Annotated in this window: 16 protein-coding genes and 2 tRNA genes; 13 read left to right on the forward strand and 5 right to left on the reverse strand. The window is 70.7% G+C overall.

Going from position 1 to position 15,484, the window contains the following annotated elements:
- Positions 1–96 precede the first annotated feature (96 nt).
- Both GTY58_RS28605 and GTY58_RS28610 read left to right on the forward strand, forming a co-directional pair.
- Positions 97–723, forward strand: a complete 627-nt coding sequence (locus GTY58_RS28605) for a hypothetical protein (RefSeq protein WP_242432126.1) — start codon at positions 97–99, stop codon at positions 721–723.
- A 209-nt stretch (positions 724–932) separates the two neighbouring features.
- Complete coding sequence (locus GTY58_RS28610) at positions 933–2,000, forward strand: hypothetical protein (protein WP_010986877.1); 1,068 nt, start codon at positions 933–935, stop codon at positions 1,998–2,000.
- A gap of 145 nt (positions 2,001–2,145) precedes the next feature.
- Here GTY58_RS28610 and GTY58_RS28615 read toward each other — a convergent pair whose 3' ends face one another.
- The gene (locus GTY58_RS28615; protein ID WP_010986878.1) at positions 2,146–3,276 is read right to left on the reverse strand and encodes a M48 family metallopeptidase; all 1,131 of its coding nucleotides are present in this window, start codon (positions 3,274–3,276) and stop codon (positions 2,146–2,148) included.
- A 102-nt stretch (positions 3,277–3,378) separates the two neighbouring features.
- Between GTY58_RS28615 and GTY58_RS39825 the strand changes: the two genes are divergently transcribed.
- From GTY58_RS39825 to GTY58_RS28640, 7 genes are all read left to right on the forward strand, one after another.
- A complete protein-coding gene (locus GTY58_RS39825; protein WP_037645365.1) occupies positions 3,379–3,537 on the forward strand; it encodes a hypothetical protein in 159 nt (52 codons plus the stop codon).
- Positions 3,538–3,681: 144 nt separating this feature from the next.
- On the forward strand, positions 3,682–3,846 hold the full coding sequence (locus GTY58_RS39830; RefSeq protein ID WP_010986879.1) for a hypothetical protein: 165 nt from the start codon (positions 3,682–3,684) through the stop codon (positions 3,844–3,846).
- 160 nt (positions 3,847–4,006) lie between these two features.
- Positions 4,007–4,681 carry a nicotinate-nucleotide adenylyltransferase gene (gene nadD, locus GTY58_RS28620; protein ID WP_010986880.1) on the forward strand — a complete coding sequence of 225 codons (675 nt, stop codon included), beginning with the start codon at positions 4,007–4,009 and terminating at the stop codon, positions 4,679–4,681.
- A 16-nt stretch (positions 4,682–4,697) separates the two neighbouring features.
- Complete coding sequence (locus GTY58_RS28625) at positions 4,698–6,500, forward strand: LCP family protein (protein ID WP_010986881.1); 1,803 nt, start codon at positions 4,698–4,700, stop codon at positions 6,498–6,500.
- A 165-nt stretch (positions 6,501–6,665) separates the two neighbouring features.
- The gene (gene rsfS / locus GTY58_RS28630; protein WP_010986882.1) at positions 6,666–7,112 is read left to right on the forward strand and encodes a ribosome silencing factor; all 447 of its coding nucleotides are present in this window, start codon (positions 6,666–6,668) and stop codon (positions 7,110–7,112) included.
- Positions 7,109–7,783 (forward strand): histidine phosphatase family protein, encoded by a 675-nt coding sequence (locus tag GTY58_RS28635; RefSeq protein WP_010986883.1) that lies wholly within the window; start codon positions 7,109–7,111, stop codon positions 7,781–7,783. Before rsfS ends, GTY58_RS28635 begins: the two co-directional genes overlap by 4 nt.
- Positions 7,784–7,880: 97 nt before the next feature.
- A tRNA-Ala gene (locus GTY58_RS28640) sits at positions 7,881–7,953 on the forward strand.
- Between the two features lie 97 nt (positions 7,954–8,050).
- On the opposite strand, the gene GTY58_RS28645 is transcribed toward GTY58_RS28640, so the two are convergent.
- The gene (locus tag GTY58_RS28645) at positions 8,051–8,944 is read right to left on the reverse strand and encodes a helix-turn-helix transcriptional regulator (protein WP_010986884.1); all 894 of its coding nucleotides are present in this window, start codon (positions 8,942–8,944) and stop codon (positions 8,051–8,053) included.
- Between the two features lie 220 nt (positions 8,945–9,164).
- Here GTY58_RS28645 and GTY58_RS28650 point away from each other — a divergent pair, with 220 nt between their 5' ends.
- The 3 genes from GTY58_RS28650 to GTY58_RS28655 all read left to right on the forward strand — a co-directional run bounded on the left by GTY58_RS28650 (position 9,165) and on the right by GTY58_RS28655 (position 11,009).
- On the forward strand, positions 9,165–10,529 hold the full coding sequence (locus tag GTY58_RS28650) for an MFS transporter (RefSeq protein WP_242432129.1): 1,365 nt from the start codon (positions 9,165–9,167) through the stop codon (positions 10,527–10,529).
- Between the two features lie 69 nt (positions 10,530–10,598).
- Positions 10,599–10,772 (forward strand): hypothetical protein, encoded by a 174-nt coding sequence (locus GTY58_RS39835; RefSeq protein ID WP_167544201.1) that lies wholly within the window; start codon positions 10,599–10,601, stop codon positions 10,770–10,772.
- A 3-nt stretch (positions 10,773–10,775) separates the two neighbouring features.
- Positions 10,776–11,009: a hypothetical protein gene (locus tag GTY58_RS28655; protein ID WP_010986886.1), complete on the forward strand. Its 234-nt coding sequence runs from the start codon at positions 10,776–10,778 to the stop codon at positions 11,007–11,009.
- Here GTY58_RS28655 and GTY58_RS28660 read toward each other — a convergent pair.
- Positions 10,988–12,190 (reverse strand): glycosyltransferase 87 family protein, encoded by a 1,203-nt coding sequence (locus tag GTY58_RS28660; RefSeq protein ID WP_037645686.1) that lies wholly within the window; start codon positions 12,188–12,190, stop codon positions 10,988–10,990. The genes GTY58_RS28655 and GTY58_RS28660 overlap by 22 nt on opposite strands.
- Positions 12,191–12,337: 147 nt before the next feature.
- On the opposite strand from GTY58_RS28660, the gene GTY58_RS28665 reads away from it, so the two are divergent.
- Positions 12,338–12,410: transfer RNA gene (locus GTY58_RS28665), tRNA-Ala, on the forward strand.
- A 128-nt stretch (positions 12,411–12,538) separates the two neighbouring features.
- Here the strand turns inward: GTY58_RS28665 and GTY58_RS28670 are convergent.
- The gene (locus GTY58_RS28670; protein WP_037645368.1) at positions 12,539–14,149 is read right to left on the reverse strand and encodes an NADH-quinone oxidoreductase subunit NuoF family protein; all 1,611 of its coding nucleotides are present in this window, start codon (positions 14,147–14,149) and stop codon (positions 12,539–12,541) included.
- A complete protein-coding gene (locus tag GTY58_RS28675) occupies positions 14,149–15,459 on the reverse strand; it encodes a membrane protein (RefSeq protein ID WP_010986889.1) in 1,311 nt (436 codons plus the stop codon). The genes GTY58_RS28670 and GTY58_RS28675 overlap by 1 nt, the downstream gene beginning before the upstream one ends.
- Positions 15,460–15,484 lie beyond the last annotated feature (25 nt).

Raw genomic sequence — 15,484 nt, forward strand, 5'->3', positions numbered from 1 at the left:
GGCTGTTTCCTGACCCTCACCTGTGAGTCGTCTCGTCAGGTGGATGAATTTCCATACCGTCTGCCCAAATTGACCCCCCAGGTCTACTCTGGATCCGTGCCGGAGGACGTGGGGGGCACGCCGTCGTTCCCTGACGGCGGGGAGCCCGACGACGACCGCGACCGCGGGGGTATGGACGAAGAGTTCGCCTCCGTGGTCTTCGACGAGGCCTTCGTGCGGGCGGCGGTGGTCCATGAGCCGACCGCGGTCGAACGCCTCCTGGCGGCCGCCCAGGCCCGCGCGGAAGCGCAGGAGGCCGAGGCGCGCCGGGCGCACACCCGTGGCGTACGCGGTGACGACGAGCGCTATGAGGACGGCTTCGGCCCCGACGGCGGTGATTTCGGCCACCACCGGGATCTGGACGACCTCGACGACACGGAGGTCCTGGAGGGCCGCTACGGAGCGCCGGGAACCTACGGCCGGCCCTACGGCAGGCAGGTCCGCTGGCACCGCCCGGTCGCCTGGATTCTCGCCCTCGTGATGGGCGTTGGCATGGTCGCGCTGGCCTTCGCGGCGGTCTACCGGGGCGCCTCCTCGGGCCGCCAGGAGCAGGTCCCGCCGCCTGCCTCGACGGGCCTTGAGCAAGGTCAGGAGGCGGGCACGGGGACAGGCACGGGGACGGGCCCCTCGGCCTCGGCCGAGTACTCGCCGCCGGCGGTGTCGGCGGAACCCCGCACCCCCTGAGCGCGAGTGGCCTCCCGCACCCCCTGAGCGCGAGTGGCCCACGTACACGCCCTGAGCCGCAGATTCCGCGGGCCGGAGGCTGCCCGCACCCGCCCTGACCCGGGGTTCGACACCCGTTCGACACCCGTTCGAAATCCTGGTGGGAACCTGTCAGAACTTGTCGTGTACCAGGGCGTTTACCGGGGCTCCGGGAGACCTACCCTGAAGGTATGGGCGGGCCTGGAAACCCACCGGAGGGGACACCCGAGGGCGCTCCCGGAGGTGGGGAGGACGAGTACCGATCCGTCGTTTTCGACGAGTCGTTCGTCCGTGCTGCCCGCCTCCAGGAATTCTCCGCGCAGGAGCGGATGGGGGACCACGCCCCGGCGGTACGGCGCCGGCCGCCCCTCCACCGCGGTCTGTCCCGGCAGGCGCTGATACTCGTCCTGCTGATCGCCGTCGCCTTCGGCACCGCGATCTACATGGGCGTCCGCCACCCGTACCAGACGCCCAAGGCGCAGCCCGTGGAGCCGCTGCGGATGACGGTCATACCCCTGGCGCCGCAGTCCGCCGTCCCCGGCGCCACGGACGCCGAGGCGCTGTACGCGCACAGCCCCGCCGCGCAGTTCCGCATCGGCGCCGAGGGCATCACACTGCCCGCCTCCCGGCGTACCGCGCACTTCTCCGACGGCCAGGTCGTCACCGCCCTGACGACCGTCAAGGACTACCTCGTGGAGTCGTCGCTCGACCCGGCAGTGCTCACCGGCGGCGCCACCCGGCCCGTACGCATCCTGCTCGACCCGCAACAGCTCGACCAGTTCGACCAGAGCTTCGACCACCCGGCCGCGGACGGCCGGCACGCGCCCACCGGCTGGCTGGTCCGCTTCGACCCCTCCCGCGCCGAGCTCGCCGACCGCAAGATCCGCGTACAGGGCACCCTGCAGGCCGCCGAGACCAGCTCCGACACCCTTGAGGTCACCGCCGACCACACCCTGGTGTACGCACTGCGGCCGACCGGCTCCGACACCAAGGCCCAGACGTCGTTGTTCACCGTGCGGCGCGAGCTGACCTTCCGCTTCGACCGCGACGACCTGCGCATGCACCAGGCCGAGCTGCTCGTCTCGTACGTCCAGGCCGGGCCGCTCGCCTGCGCGGAGGACGCGGCGGACCATCTCCACCCGCTGCTCGCGGGGCAGACGGCCAAGGCGGGCGGCCCGGCCGGCACCGATCCGTACGCGACCGGCAGCGCCACGGCCCTGTGCGGCTCGCTGGCGGCGAGCGCACAGCCGAAGGTGTGATCCGCCCGGACTGCCCGGACTGCGCGGATCTGCTGGATCCGCTGCCGACCGCTGTGAGGCTTGCCCTTCTGGATCCGGCCGCCTGGGCCTGGGCCTCGGCCCGTCCGAGCCTGGGCCTGGGCCTCGGCCCTCCTGAGCCCCGGGGTCAGCCGTTGCCGTTGGGGCTCTCGTCGTCCGGGTGGGCGTCGTGGGGCGGGGCGTCCTGGGCGGAGCCACCCGCGTCCCCGGGGGAGCTGCCGGCGAAGCCGCCGAAGCCGCGCCGTACCCGTCCGCCGAGGTCGCCCGCGCCGCCCGCGATGTCGCTGACCAGCTTCATCAGCGGGTCCTTGGAGTTCTTCACGTCGCTGGCGTAGCTGGCCGCCGACTGCCGGAAGGAGTCGCTGACCGAGGCGTCCTTGTCCTCGGTCCGGCGCGGGTAGTGACCGTCCATGATCCGCTGGTAGTCGCGGGATTCGCCCCACTTCTTCAGCTCGGCGGCCCGGACCGTGGTGAAGGGGTGCGAACGGGGGAGGACGTTGAGGATCTTCAGCACGGAGTCGCGCAGGTCACCTCCGGCCTCGTACTCCTCGGCCTGCGCGAGGAACGCGTCCACGTTCATCTCGTGCAGGTGGTTGCCGCCCGCGATCTTCATCAGACCGCGCATCGAGGCCCGCAGATCCTGGCCGACCAGCAGACCCGCGCGGTCCGCGGACAGCTCCGACTTGCGGAACCACTCGCGCAGGGCCGTCACGATGGCCATGATCGCGAGGCTGCCCAGCGGGATCCACGCCACCCGCAGCGCCAGGCTCGTCAGGAAGAGCAGGATCGTGCGGTACACCGAGTGGCCGGACAGCGCGTGGCCCACCTCGTGGCCGATGACCGCCCGCATCTCCTCCTCGTCCAGCAGCTCGACGAGCCCGGTCGTGACGACGATGATCGGCTCGTCCAGGCCGATGCACATCGCGTTCGGCTGTGGGTCCTGGTTGACGTACATCGGCGGGACCTTCTCCAGGTCCAGGATGTAACAGGCGTCCCGCAGCATGTCGTTGAGGTGCGCGAACTGTGCGTCCGAGACCCGTACGGAGTCGGACAGGAACAGCAGCCGAAGGCTGCGCTCGGGCAGCAGACCGCTGAGTGCCTTGAAGACCGTGTCGAAGCCGCTGAGCTTACGCAGGGCGACAAGCGCCGATCGGTCGGCCGGATGTTCGTACGCGCGCGAGGAGATCCCCGCAAAGCGCCTGCGCTGCCTGCTCGGCACGTTCTCGTGCCCGTTGTGCTCATGGCTGTCGTCGGACATGTGTTCCCCCATGTGCGTCTGTTTGCCCAATGTGCCCCCGAAGCGGGGTCCAGCCTAGGCGGAGATACCGTTGACGGGCAGTACAGCGAAGGAGTCGTCGTCATGGAACACATCCCGACAGCCGAGTGGCTCACCCAGGCCGCGAGCGCCGCCGAACGCGAGGGGTCGGGCAGCCTGCTCCGCGTCGTACTGGTCGTGATGGTCGTCGGCTGCGTACTCACGGCGTGGTTCCTGCTGCGGGGCTACAAGCGGGACGACTGACGGGCCCCGCGCGGGCCGTCCCCCGTACGGGCCCCACGGCAACGCGTGTCCCCAACGGCGGAGTCGAGGTGATCGGTCCACAGGCGCCCGCTTACGATGAGCCGACATCTTTATCCCGCCCACACCGGATAGGTCCTGCCGAAGATGAGCTTCCACAGCACCGCTGCCCAGTTGGTCACCCTTGCCGCCGAGGGCGAGGAGCACGGCGGCAACCACGAGAGCCTCAGCCCCTACATGACCGGCGGTGGCGCCCTCGTCATCCTGCTGCTCCTGCTGTGGATCACCACCCGCTTCAACCGCGACCGCTGATCTCCGGTAAGGGCCCTTCCGGTACGGGGCTTTCCGGCACGGGGACCGGTCCCGGCCGCCCGCAGGCGCCCGGCTGCGGCCGCCCCCGGGGCCCGATACCGGCTGTTCGCGGGGGCCTGTCGAACAGAGTCCGCCGACCGGGCCGGTAGGGTCTGCACGCATGGGAGAGCAGGACATGCCTACCGGTCCGGCGAGTGGCACGGTGCACGGCGCGCGGCGCGGCCCGGGCAACGGCCCGTCGAATCCGGGCAAGCGCCGCCTCGGCGTCATGGGCGGAACGTTTGACCCGATCCACCACGGGCACCTCGTGGCGGCCAGCGAGGTCGCCGCGCAGTTCCACCTCGACGAGGTGGTCTTCGTGCCGACCGGACAGCCGTGGCAGAAGACCGACCGCAAGGTCACCCCGGCCGAGGACCGCTATCTGATGACGGTCATCGCGACCGCCGAGAACCCGCAGTTCTCGGTCAGCCGCATCGACATCGACCGCGGCGGCCCGACCTACACCACGGACACCCTGCGCGATCTGAGCGCCCTCAACCCCGACACGGACATCTTCTTCATCACGGGCGCCGACGCGCTCGGCCAGATCCTCACCTGGCGGTACACGGAAGAGCTGTTCTCCCTCGCGCACTTCATCGGGGTCACCCGCCCCGGCCACACCCTGGCCGACCCGGGTCTGCCCGAGGGGGGCGTCTCGCTCGTCGAGGTCCCGGCGCTCGCCATCTCGTCCACGGACTGCCGTGCGAGGGTCGCCAACGGCGCCCCCGTCTGGTATCTGGTGCCGGACGGTGTGGTGCGCTACATCGACAAGCGTGAGCTGTACCGCGGCGAGTGAGTCGAGAGGGGCACCGGTGAACGACCGATACGACGGATACGCGGGCGGCGACCAGTACGAGCTCGTCGGCTACGACGAGTTCGGGCAGCCTGTGTACCGGCAGGTGCCGTCGCAGCCCCACCAGGGGTACGAACCGTACGCCGGGCAGCAGCAGCAGCAACAACAGCAGCAGCAGCAACAGGGATACGGCTACGACCCGTACGCGAACGGCGGTCAGCAGCCCTCGCCCTCGTACGACACCGGTCAGCAGCAGCCTGTGTCGTCCTATGACACCGGTCAACAACAACCTGTGTCTCCTTATGACACCGGTCAGCAGCAGGCCGTCCCTCCGTACGACTCCTACGACCCGTACGGCACCGCCTCCACGGGGACCGCGTACGACCCCTACGGGCGGACCGCGACCGGCGGGCAGCAGCCGCGGGTCGCCGAGCAGACCGCGTACATCCCGCAGCAGGCGGGTCCGGCGGAGAGCGGAACGGGGGGCGGTACGCGGTCCGCGCAGGCCGCGCCCGACGGCGGGCCGGAGAGTGACGGCCGCGCCGACCGTGACGACGGCACCGAGCAGTTCGCCTTCGTCGAGGAGCCCGACGGCGACTCCGAAGACGTCATCGACTGGCTGAAGTTCACCGAGAACCGCACCGAACGACGCGAGGAGGCCAAGCGCCGTGCCCGCAGCCGGGTCGTCGCCCTGGTCGTGGTCCTCGCCCTGGTGGCGGTCGGCGGGGTCGGCTACCTCTGGTACGCGGGCAAGCTTCCCGGCACGTCCTCGGACGCCAAGACCGGGACGGCGACGGCCACGGGCGCCCAGAAGCGCGACGTGGTCGTCGTCCACCTGCACAACACCAAGGGCGGCGGCACCTCCACCGCACTCCTCGTCAACAACACCACCACCAAGCAGGGTGCCACCGTCCTGCTGCCCAACTCCCTTGCCCTGACGGGCGAGGACGGCACCGCGACCACGCTCGCCAAGTCCGTCGACGACGACGGCTCGTCCGACACCCGCGACGAGATCGACACCGTCCTCGGCACCGACATCGAGGGCACCTGGCGTCTCGACACCCCGTACCTCAACAACCTCGTCGAACTCGTCGGCAACATCGACATCGACACCGACACCGATGTGCCCGACCCCGACTCCAAGAAGAAGGGCACCGCGCCCCTCGTGCAGAAGGGCGACGACCAGACTCTCAGCGGCAAGATGGCGGTCGCCTACGCCACCTACCGCGCCTCCGGCGAGTCCCAGAACGCCCAGGTGGAGCGGTTCGGCCAGGTCATGCAGGCCGTCCTGCGCAAGCTGTCCTCCGACGCACAGGCCGCCACGACCACCGTGCAGACGCTCGCCCAGATCCTCGACCCGTCCCTGAGCGACAAGGACCTCGGAACCTTCCTCGCCAAGCTCGCCGACCACGCCAAGGGCGGCGACTACAAGACCGCGCTGCTGCCGGTCCAGGCCGACGGCACCCTCAGCACCACCGACAGCGTGGTCAAGGACCTGCTCGGCGGCACCGTGAAGAGCCCCCAGGCCGGCGACGCCGTCCGGGTCGGCATCAAGAACGCCACCGGCAACAAGGACGCCACCGAGAAGGCCCGCGTCGTCCTGGTCAACGGCGGCTACACCTTCGTCGAGGCCGGCACCGGCACCGCCCAGACCCTGTCCCGGATCACCTACGCGGACGCCGCCGACAAGGCGAACGCGATCGAGGTCGCCAAGACCCTGGGCCTGCCCACCAGCTCGGTGAAGAAGGGCAGCGTCACGTCGAACGCCAACGTCTCGGTGATCCTCGGCCAGGACTACCAGGTGAGCGGCTCCACGGGATGACCGACGGCACGCCCCGGCAGGTCCGGGGCGTGCTCCGTCCATCACGTGGGGTGGCGTCGGCGGTCCGTGAGACCCTTGAGGTAGTGATTTTGCGTGGGGGCGGCTCCATCAGTGGCTTCGCCATCCGCCCCCGCACCCCCCTGACCGCCGACCGAAAGCCTTGTAGTGACCGCCACGGACCGCTCTCTGGAGCTCATCAATACCGCCGCGCAGGCGGCCGCCGACAAGCTCGCGCACGACATCATCGCGTATGACGTCAGCGACGTACTGTCGATCACGGACGCCTTCCTGCTGGCCTCCGCCCCCAACGACCGCCAGGTCAAGTCGATCGTCGACGAGATCGAGGAGCGCCTGAACAAGGAGCTCGGCGTCAAGCCCGTCCGCCGCGAGGGCGACCGCGAAGCCCGCTGGGTGCTGCTCGACTACGTCGACATCGTGGTGCACGTCCAGCACAGCGAGGAGCGCGTCTTCTACGCACTGGAGCGGCTGTGGAAGGACTGCCCCGAGCTGGCGCTGCCCGCCGACGCCCAGGCGACGCGCGGCAAGGCCGCCGAGCACGCCAAGCTCCAGGACGCGGAGGAGGCCGCCGAACTGGATGGTGAGCTCCGGTGAGCAGCGGCGTGGGTCCTGACGCCGGGAAGAAGCCGGGCCGGGGCCGCCGCGTCATCCTGTGGCGGCACGGCCAGACGTCCTGGAACGTGGAGCGCCGCTTCCAGGGCACCACGGACGTCGAGCTCACCGAGACCGGCGTCGGCCAGGCCCGCCGAGCCGCCCGGCTGCTGGCCTCCCTGAAGCCGGACGCGATCGTGGCGTCCGACCTCAGGCGCGCCGCCGCCACGGCCACCGAGCTGGCCGCGCTCACGGGTCTCGATGTCACCCACGACGAGGGTCTGCGCGAGACCTACGCCGGCGTCTGGCAGGGGTTGACGCACGAGGAGATCATCGCCCAGTTCGGGGACCAGTACGCCGCCTGGAAGCGCGGGGAGCCGGTCCGCCGCGGCGGCGGCGAACTGGAGACCGAGGTGGCCGACCGCGCGGCCCCCGTCGTGCTGCGGCACGCCGAGAAGCTCCCCGAGGACGGCACGCTCGTGGTGGTCAGCCACGGCGGCACCATCCGCACCACCATCGGACGCCTCCTCGGCCTGGAGTCCCACCACTGGGAGGGCCTGGGCGGCCTCTCCAACTGCTGCTGGTCGGTGCTCGGTGAGGGCGCCCGGGGCTGGCGCCTGCTGGAGCACAACGCGGGCACGCTGCCGGAGCCGGTGCTCGGCGACGACGACTGACGCAGCCTCATCACGGGCCGGGACCCGGATTTCACTTTCCGGCTGGTCGCAGGCTAAAGTTCTTCTTGTTCGACCCCGCCGAGCGGGAAGAACACAAGGGGCTATAGCTCAGTTGGTAGAGCGCCTGCATGGCATGCAGGAGGTCAGGAGTTCAATTCTCCTTAGCTCCACAGATCGACACTCTCGATACGCACTCTTGAGTTGTCAAAGATCGATTACAGAAGGTCCCGTTCCCGTCAGGGAGCGGGATTTTTTGCTGCCCCCGGCTCACCCAGCGTCGGCAATCGCGGTCTCCGTACGGTGGCCGTCGGAGGGCGGCCACAGCTTCTCCCTGCGCTCCCGGAGCACCGCCACCTTCCTGCGCGCGTCCGCGTCCTCCGGCGTGTACGCCACGATCCGGCACTCCGGCAGTCCGTTGATCGACAGCGACACCGAGGTCATCCGCAGCTCGCCCACCGCCGCGTGCCGGAACGTCTTCACCCGCGGCCCCGGCGGGATCACCTCACCGCTCGCCCACAGCTCGGCGAAGTACGGGCTGACGGCCGACAGCCCGCGTATGAAGTCCTCCCAGGCGGGCTCGCCGACATGTCTGCCGTACGAGGAGCGCAATGTGGCCACCATCACCGGCAGCTCCTTGTCCCGGTACACCACCGGGCAGTCCTTCTCGGGGACGCTGAACAGTGTCCACAGCACGTTCGGCGCGGCGACCTCGATCGTCGCCGGCACCACGAACAGGTCGCGGTAGGCGGGGTTGGTGGCGAGGACGTCGTAGCGCGAGTTGTAGACGACGGCCGGGTGAGGGTCGAGGGCGTCGATGATGTCCTGGATCTCCGGCTCGATCTGCTGTGCGAGGCCTGCCGGGCCCGGCTCGTAGGGCACCTCCGCCAGGTGGTACAGATGCTCGCGCTCGGGATGGTCCAGGCGCAGCGTGCGTGCCACCGCGTCCAGGACCTGCGGCGACGCGTTGATCGGGCGGCCCTGCTCCAGCCAGGTGTACCAGGTGACGCCCACGCCGGAGAGCTGCGCGACCTCCTCGCGGCGCAGCCCCGGTGTGCGGCGCCGGAAGCCCGGCGGCATGCCCACGTCGGCCGGTGTCACCCGGGCCCGCCTGCTCCGCAGAAAGGCCGCCAGCTCCGGCCTGCGGCGTTGTGTCGTGGTCATCGTCACATCCCCCGTCATCCATTGTGGGCCGCGAGCCGTCCGCTGCCAGGTGCTGTCAGTACCAGCATCGGCGGGCTCTCGTTACCCGTATCCGGCCGCCGCCAGGCTCGATGGCATGACGACGACAACCCCCGCGGGACCGGGTTCCGTGCCCGGTCCAACTCCTGCAACCAGTAAAGACCCTGGCACTGACAATCGCCCCGGACGGCTGCTCGCGGTCGTGCTCGCGGCCCAGTTCATGGCCATGCTCGACGTGTTCATCGTGAACGTCGCCGTACCCACGATCGGTTCCGAACTCCACGCCTCCGGCGCCGGACTGCAACTGGTGATCGCCGGATACTCCATCACGTACGCCGTCCTGCTGATCACCGGCGCCCGCCTCGGCGACCTGCTCGGCCACCGCCGCGTCCATCTCGCCGGTCTCGCGCTGTTCACGGCCGCCTCGCTGGCCTGCGGACTGGCCCAGGGCACGGGGGAGTTGATCGCCTTCCGTCTCGTGCAGGGCGCCGGATCGGCCGCGATGATCCCGCAGGTGCTCAGCCTGATCCAGCGCAACTTCACCGGCGAGGCACGGGCCCGGGCGCTCGGCGCCTACTCCGCCGTCCTCGCCACCGGCGCCGCCGCCGGGCAGGTGCTGGGCGGCCTCCTCGTCAGCGCCGACCTGTTCGGCACCGGCTGGCGGCCGGTGTTCCTCGTCAACGTGCCCGTCGGCATCGTGCTCCTGGCCGCCGGCAGCCGCGTACTGCCGCGGGGCGACGCCCGGGCCCTGGAGCGTTCGCGCGGGCTCGACCTGCCCGGTCTGGTGCTGCTCGCCGCCGCCGTCTCGCTGTTCACCGTGCCGCTGGTGCTCGGCCAGGAGGAGGACTGGCCGCTGTGGTCCTGGCTGTCGCTCGCCGCGGCCGCTGTGTTCTTCGTCCTGTTCTGCGGGTACGAGTCCCGGCTCGCCCGGCGCGGCGGGGCGCCGCTGATCGCTCCGAGGGTGCTGCGTCACCCCGGCATCGGCCTGGCGGTCCTCCGGCTCATCGCCGTGATGGCGGTCAACGCCGGGTTCCTGTTCGCGCTCACGCTGCACGTCCAGGGCGGTCTCGGCTACAGCGCGCTGCACGCCGGGCTGACCTTCGCGCCGACCGCGGTGGTCTTCGGCCTGGTGGGTCTGACCTGGCGCAGCTGGCCGGCCTCCTGGCAGGGCGCCCTGATCCCGACCGGCTTCGCGGTCGCCGCGCTCTCCATGGCCGGCGTGGGCTGGTCGCTGCACGGCGGCGGAGACGGCGGAATGCGGCTGTACGCGGCCTTCGCGGGCGTCGGGGTCGGCCTGGCGCTCGGTTTCAGCCCCACGCTCACCACGGCGCTCGCCACCGTGCGGCCCGAGGACGCGGCAGACGCCAGCGGACTGCTCGCCACGGTCACCCAGCTCGGTCAGCTGATCGGCATCGCGGCCTTCGGCACACTGTTCTTGAACCGGCTTGAGTCACTTGGGGCACCTGGGGCGTATACCTCTGCGGACGCGCTCCTCGTGTGCATGTACGCGCTGGCCGGGACGGCCGCGACGGGTGCCGTGTCCGGACTGGTACGAAGGCGTCGCTGACCGTATTGCTCCGGCCGTGGCAGAATCAAACGGCCGGAAGGGGGCGCGGCCCGACGGGAGGGAGTAGCGATGCCTGCGAGCATCCGCGGGGAGATCCACGATCTCCTCGCAGTGGCGGCGACCCGGAAGAGAGCCGCCCTCCTCGACTGCCCTTCCTGCGGCTCGGCCCACGTTGCCCAAGTCCTCGGGGACAACGGCGGTGTTTCCTACGTGTGCACGGCCTGCGGCCACAGCTGGAGCTGATCGATGGGTGCACACAGGCGAAAGTGCGACTGGTGTGGCAGCGGCACACCGATCGTCCGCGACATGGAACCGGTCAACCACGACTACCAATACTGGTGCGAGGAATGCGCACGGGCGCTGATCATAAAAGGCGACCCCATCGAGACGTACCGCGAGCTTGAGGGCGAGCCGATCTACGGCCGTCTCCTCGACGAGCACTGCACACTCAAACGCTTCTACTCCTTCGCGACCGCCTGATCCGAGCGGGGCGTGCGTCCGAGCGCGCCCCCCACGAGGGACAGGAAGACGAAAGCCGTTCCTCCGTAGAGGGCCGACAACGTCAACTCGGCTCCGCTCTGGTGCAGTTCGAGTCGTCCGGCGCCGTGCGGCACCCACCACAGGGCGTACGAGCAGAAGACCAGTGCCGCACCGAGGACGAACGCCCCGTTCAGCGTCGCGAGAACCACCGCCATGGGTACGCACCACACCCAGTGGTGCGACCACGACACCGGGCTGACGAGCAGTGCCGTCATCCCGCAGGCGGTGACCGCCCAGGCCCGCTGGCCGCGCAGCTCCGCGGCCACCGCGACGGCGAGGCCCGCCGCACCCGCCACGGCCGCGACCGCGGCCCACCACAGGCCCGGCTCGGGCGTGTGCAGCAGCCGCGCGAGGACTCCGCGCAGCGACTGGTTCGCGGTGTCCTCGGCGAGCCCGGCCCGACCCGTCTGGAACACCACGCGGGTCCAGAAACGCCAGGAGTCGTACGGCAGGACGGCGGCCCCCAGCAGCGTCGCCCCGGCGAACGTGGCGGCCGCGGCACGCGCGTGCCGCAGCCACGGCCCTCCGGAGCGCTGCCTTGTGTGCGCCATCACTCCGGTGGCCAGCAGGAACACGGCGAACAGCGCGGGCGTCAGTTTGACCGCAGCCGCGATGCCGATACCGGCTCCGGCCCAACGCTGCCCGGGCCCCCGGGCCAGGTCCCACAGCACCAGCACGGCGAGCAGCAGATTGATCTGCCCGTACCGCAGTGTCGTCCACACCGGCTCGCACCACACCGCCGCCGCCGAGACCCACCAGAGGGTCTCCACGCGTGCGTGGCCGACGATGCGCAGGGTGAGCCACACGAACAGCACCAGGAGCGCGAGGTTCCCCGCCGTCGCCAGGGTGCGCAGGTCCGCCGGGTCCAGCACCGTCAGCGGGGTGAACAGCAGCGCGGCGAAGGGCGGGTATGTGGCGGGCAACCGGGCCGAGGTCGTACGCAGCGTGTAGAGGTCGCCGCCCGCGCGTACCGTCGCGCCCTCGGCCCGGTACACCATCAGGTCGATCATCGACACGTGTGCGGCCCGCTGCGCGATCCAGAACGCCGTGAACGACAGCAGGCACGCCCCCAGGGCGACGGGCGTACGGCGGCACACCCGGGGGAGGTCGATCAAGGTCATGACGGCCGACACTATCCCCCATGTCCGTATTGTCCGTGCAGCACGGAAACGATTTGGTGGTGCACCCGTCGGACCGTGTAATGTTGGCGTCGCCGCCGGGGAGACCGGGCGACACGGTCAACATGCGGCTTCGCCGCGTGGCCGCAAGGGGCTATAGCTCAGTTGGTAGAGCGCCTGCATGGCATGCAGGAGGTCAGGAGTTCAATTCTCCTTAGCTCCACAGGAATTGAAGGCGGGTCGTCCGATCAGGACGGCCCGCCTTCGTCATGTGTGACGCATTCGGGGGCCGCGCCCCCGGGCGTGCGGAAGGCGGGCCACCCGACTCGGGCGGCCCGCCTTCGACGTGTTTCAGCGGCCGAGGGCCCGGCGGCCGCGTCCCTGGGAGAGGACGGGCAGGTTGTTGCGGGCCGGGGCGGAGCGGGTGTCCTCCTCGAGGCGCAGCGCGAGCGCGGGGCAGCGGCGCACCGCGCGCAGTGCCTTCGTCTCCGCGTACCGCGGCACCTGTGCCTGTGCGACGGTGGGGAAGCCGTCGGCGCCCAGCTCGAAGACCTCGGGGAGGATGTCGGCGCACAGGCCGTGTCCCCTGCACAGTGTCCAGTCGACGTAGATCTTCTGTCGGCTGGGACCCGACTCCTCCTGCTGCTGTCCGCTCGAGATGCCGGCGGGGAGCTGGCCGTCCTCGAAGAGCGGCAGTACGCCTTCCACGGGCCTGCCGCAGCCGTTGCCCAGGACATGCGCGGCCAGGTCGTCGGTGAACGCCTTGACGGTCGATTCCAGGAACATCGCCGAGCCGTCCGGGTGCGAGCACGCACCGCGCCGCTTCACGGCCTTGGCGACCTGCTTGAGGGCCTCCAGGGCGGCCGGGCCGCCACCGTTGAGGATGTCCGCCATGCCACGTGCCGCGGCGGGCAGGCCGAGGTAGCAGGGACCGCACTGCCCCGCGCTCTCGTCGGCCAGCCACTGCGCCACCCGCAGCGACTCGCCCAGCGGGCAGGTCTCCTGGCTGATCGGAAGGATGGCGCCCGCGCCGAGCGCGCCGCCGACCGCGTCCAGGGAGTTGCGCGAGACGATCGCCTCGTTGACCGTCGCCGCGTCGATCCACTTGCCGTGGTAACCGCCGGTCAGCACCCCCTGCGGGACCGGCGGGGCACCGGCGAGCTGGAGCACGTACCGCAGCGGCACACCGGTCGGGACCTCGAGCACCATGGGGCGGGCCACCGCGCCGGAAACCGTGAGCATGACGGTGCCGGGCTCGTCGTACAGGCCGGTGTTGCAGTAGCGCTCGGCGCCGATGCGGGCCGCGATCGCCAGCTGGGCGAACGTCTCGGCGTTGGACAGCAGGGTGGGTGCGCCGCCGACGCCGTTCTGCGAGGCGCTGACCTTGCGGCCCGGCGGGATGGCGGGACCGCCGTCGATGGAGCGGATCAGCGAGGCTGCCGCGCCGGTCACCATGCGGATCGGATTGCGCTGCACGCGCGCGCGTATGGCCGCGCCGCGCCGGTTGCTCAGGCCGCGCTCGGAGAGCGCCGCCTCCATCGACCGCTGGGTCGACTCACGGGTCACACCGATCACCAGGGTGCGGGCGCCCAAGGCCTCCGCGACCAGCAGGGCGCCGTCCAGGATGAGGTGCGGGGCACGGTTGATGAGCACCGTGTCCTTGCGGCAGGCGGGCTCGTCCTCACTTCCGTTGACGACGACCACGGGCCGCACACCGCGTTTGATCGCCGCCTCGGCGACCGACCGCAGCTTCTTGTGGAAGGGGAAGCCCGCGCCGCCGCGGCCTTTCAGGGAGATGCGCTCCGAGAGCTGCGCGAGCTGCTCGCCGCCCATCGGCTCGAGCGGGCCGTGCACCTTGAGGTGCATCGGTAGATCGAGTCTTTCGACAAGGTCGAAGCCCGACGTGAGCTGCGGAAGCCCGACCACGCGGACTTCTGGGACGTCGGGCAGGGCCTCGTTCACTAAAAGCCTCCGGAAGGCGCGTTCCAGGGTTCGCCGGAGCCCGGCGCGTCGTAGGCACCGGGCAGCGTTTCAGTGGCGGGACCGCTGTTGTACGTGTCGTTCGTGTTGTACGTGCCGTAGGGGACGTTCGACTCACCCTGCGCGTAGGAATTGTCGTAGCCCTGGTACGAGATGCCGCCAGCATAGGTGTCGTTCATCGGGTCGAACGAGGACCGCGGGGCCTCACCGACCGGCGGCGGGGACGGCGCGGGCCAGCGGGGAGCGTTCGAGGCGCCGTCGTCGACACGCGGCATGGCCTCCGTGGCCTGCATGTCCATCGGCAGGTCCATGCGTTGGGTTCCGTCGGCCCCGAACGGGTCCTGCGCGCGCGGTGTGGCGGATGTCGCACGATAGGCGGCCGCGAACCCGTTGCCGGGCTCCGGGGTCATGCTGCGCGACGCCGGGGGAGCGTCGTACGGGGACGCGGAGGACGCAGCCATACGCTGCGAAGCGGCCAGGATGGACTCCTCGGCGTCCCGGCTCCCGGAGCCGCCGGAACGGCCACCGGAACGGCCACCGGAGCCCGCCATGGACTCCGCGTTGCGGGCGCGGCTCGCCTCCAGATCCTCGCGTCCGAGCGGAGCGCCGTTCCCGATGATGGCGACGATCCGGTCGGCCACCTTGCGCTTGAACGGGCGCGGGGCGGCGCGCAGGGCGAGCGCGCCCATGACGCCGATCAGGCAGAGGCTGTACAGGATCACGAAGATCGGCTTCGCCTCACGGCCCGCGTACAGGCCGTGGACCAGGGCGCAGCACCAGGCGGGGTAGGCCAGCATGTGCATGGCGCGCCAGCGCGCGGCGACGGGGTAGGACGTCGCGAAGGCGTTGCGCAGCGCGCCGGTGATGGCGGTGAAGATCATCAGCAGCCCGGCGACCGAGCCGAAGCCGATGAGGCCGGCGGAACCGGTGACGCCGAGGCTGAAGGGGATCAGCGCGGCGATCAGCTGGGTGTGGTCGAGCGCCAGCTTCACCGTGACGTGCAGCAGCAGGAAGGCGACCGAGGAGATGGCGGTCGTCCGGTGCACGGCCTGCGCGACGATGCGCTGGCGCGTGTTGAGGAACAGCCGGTCCGTTGCGACCAGGCCCCAGATCACGGAGCAGGAGAGGGCGACCAGCGACAGCACGCCGGCGCCGAAGTTGAGGAAGTCCCGGAGTCCATCACCTCCGACCAGCACAATCACGGGTATGAGCAGCAGAGTGGCAGCCGTCGCCGCACCGTAGGCCGATCGGCCCGGTGTGGGGAGCGAGCTGTTACTACGACGAGGGTTCATGGGGGCAACTCCGAGCAGTTCGGGA

The organism is Streptomyces sp. SID5469 (assembly GCF_009862865.1).
Taxonomy (GTDB): Bacteria; Actinomycetota; Actinomycetes; order Streptomycetales; family Streptomycetaceae; genus Streptomyces; species Streptomyces avermitilis.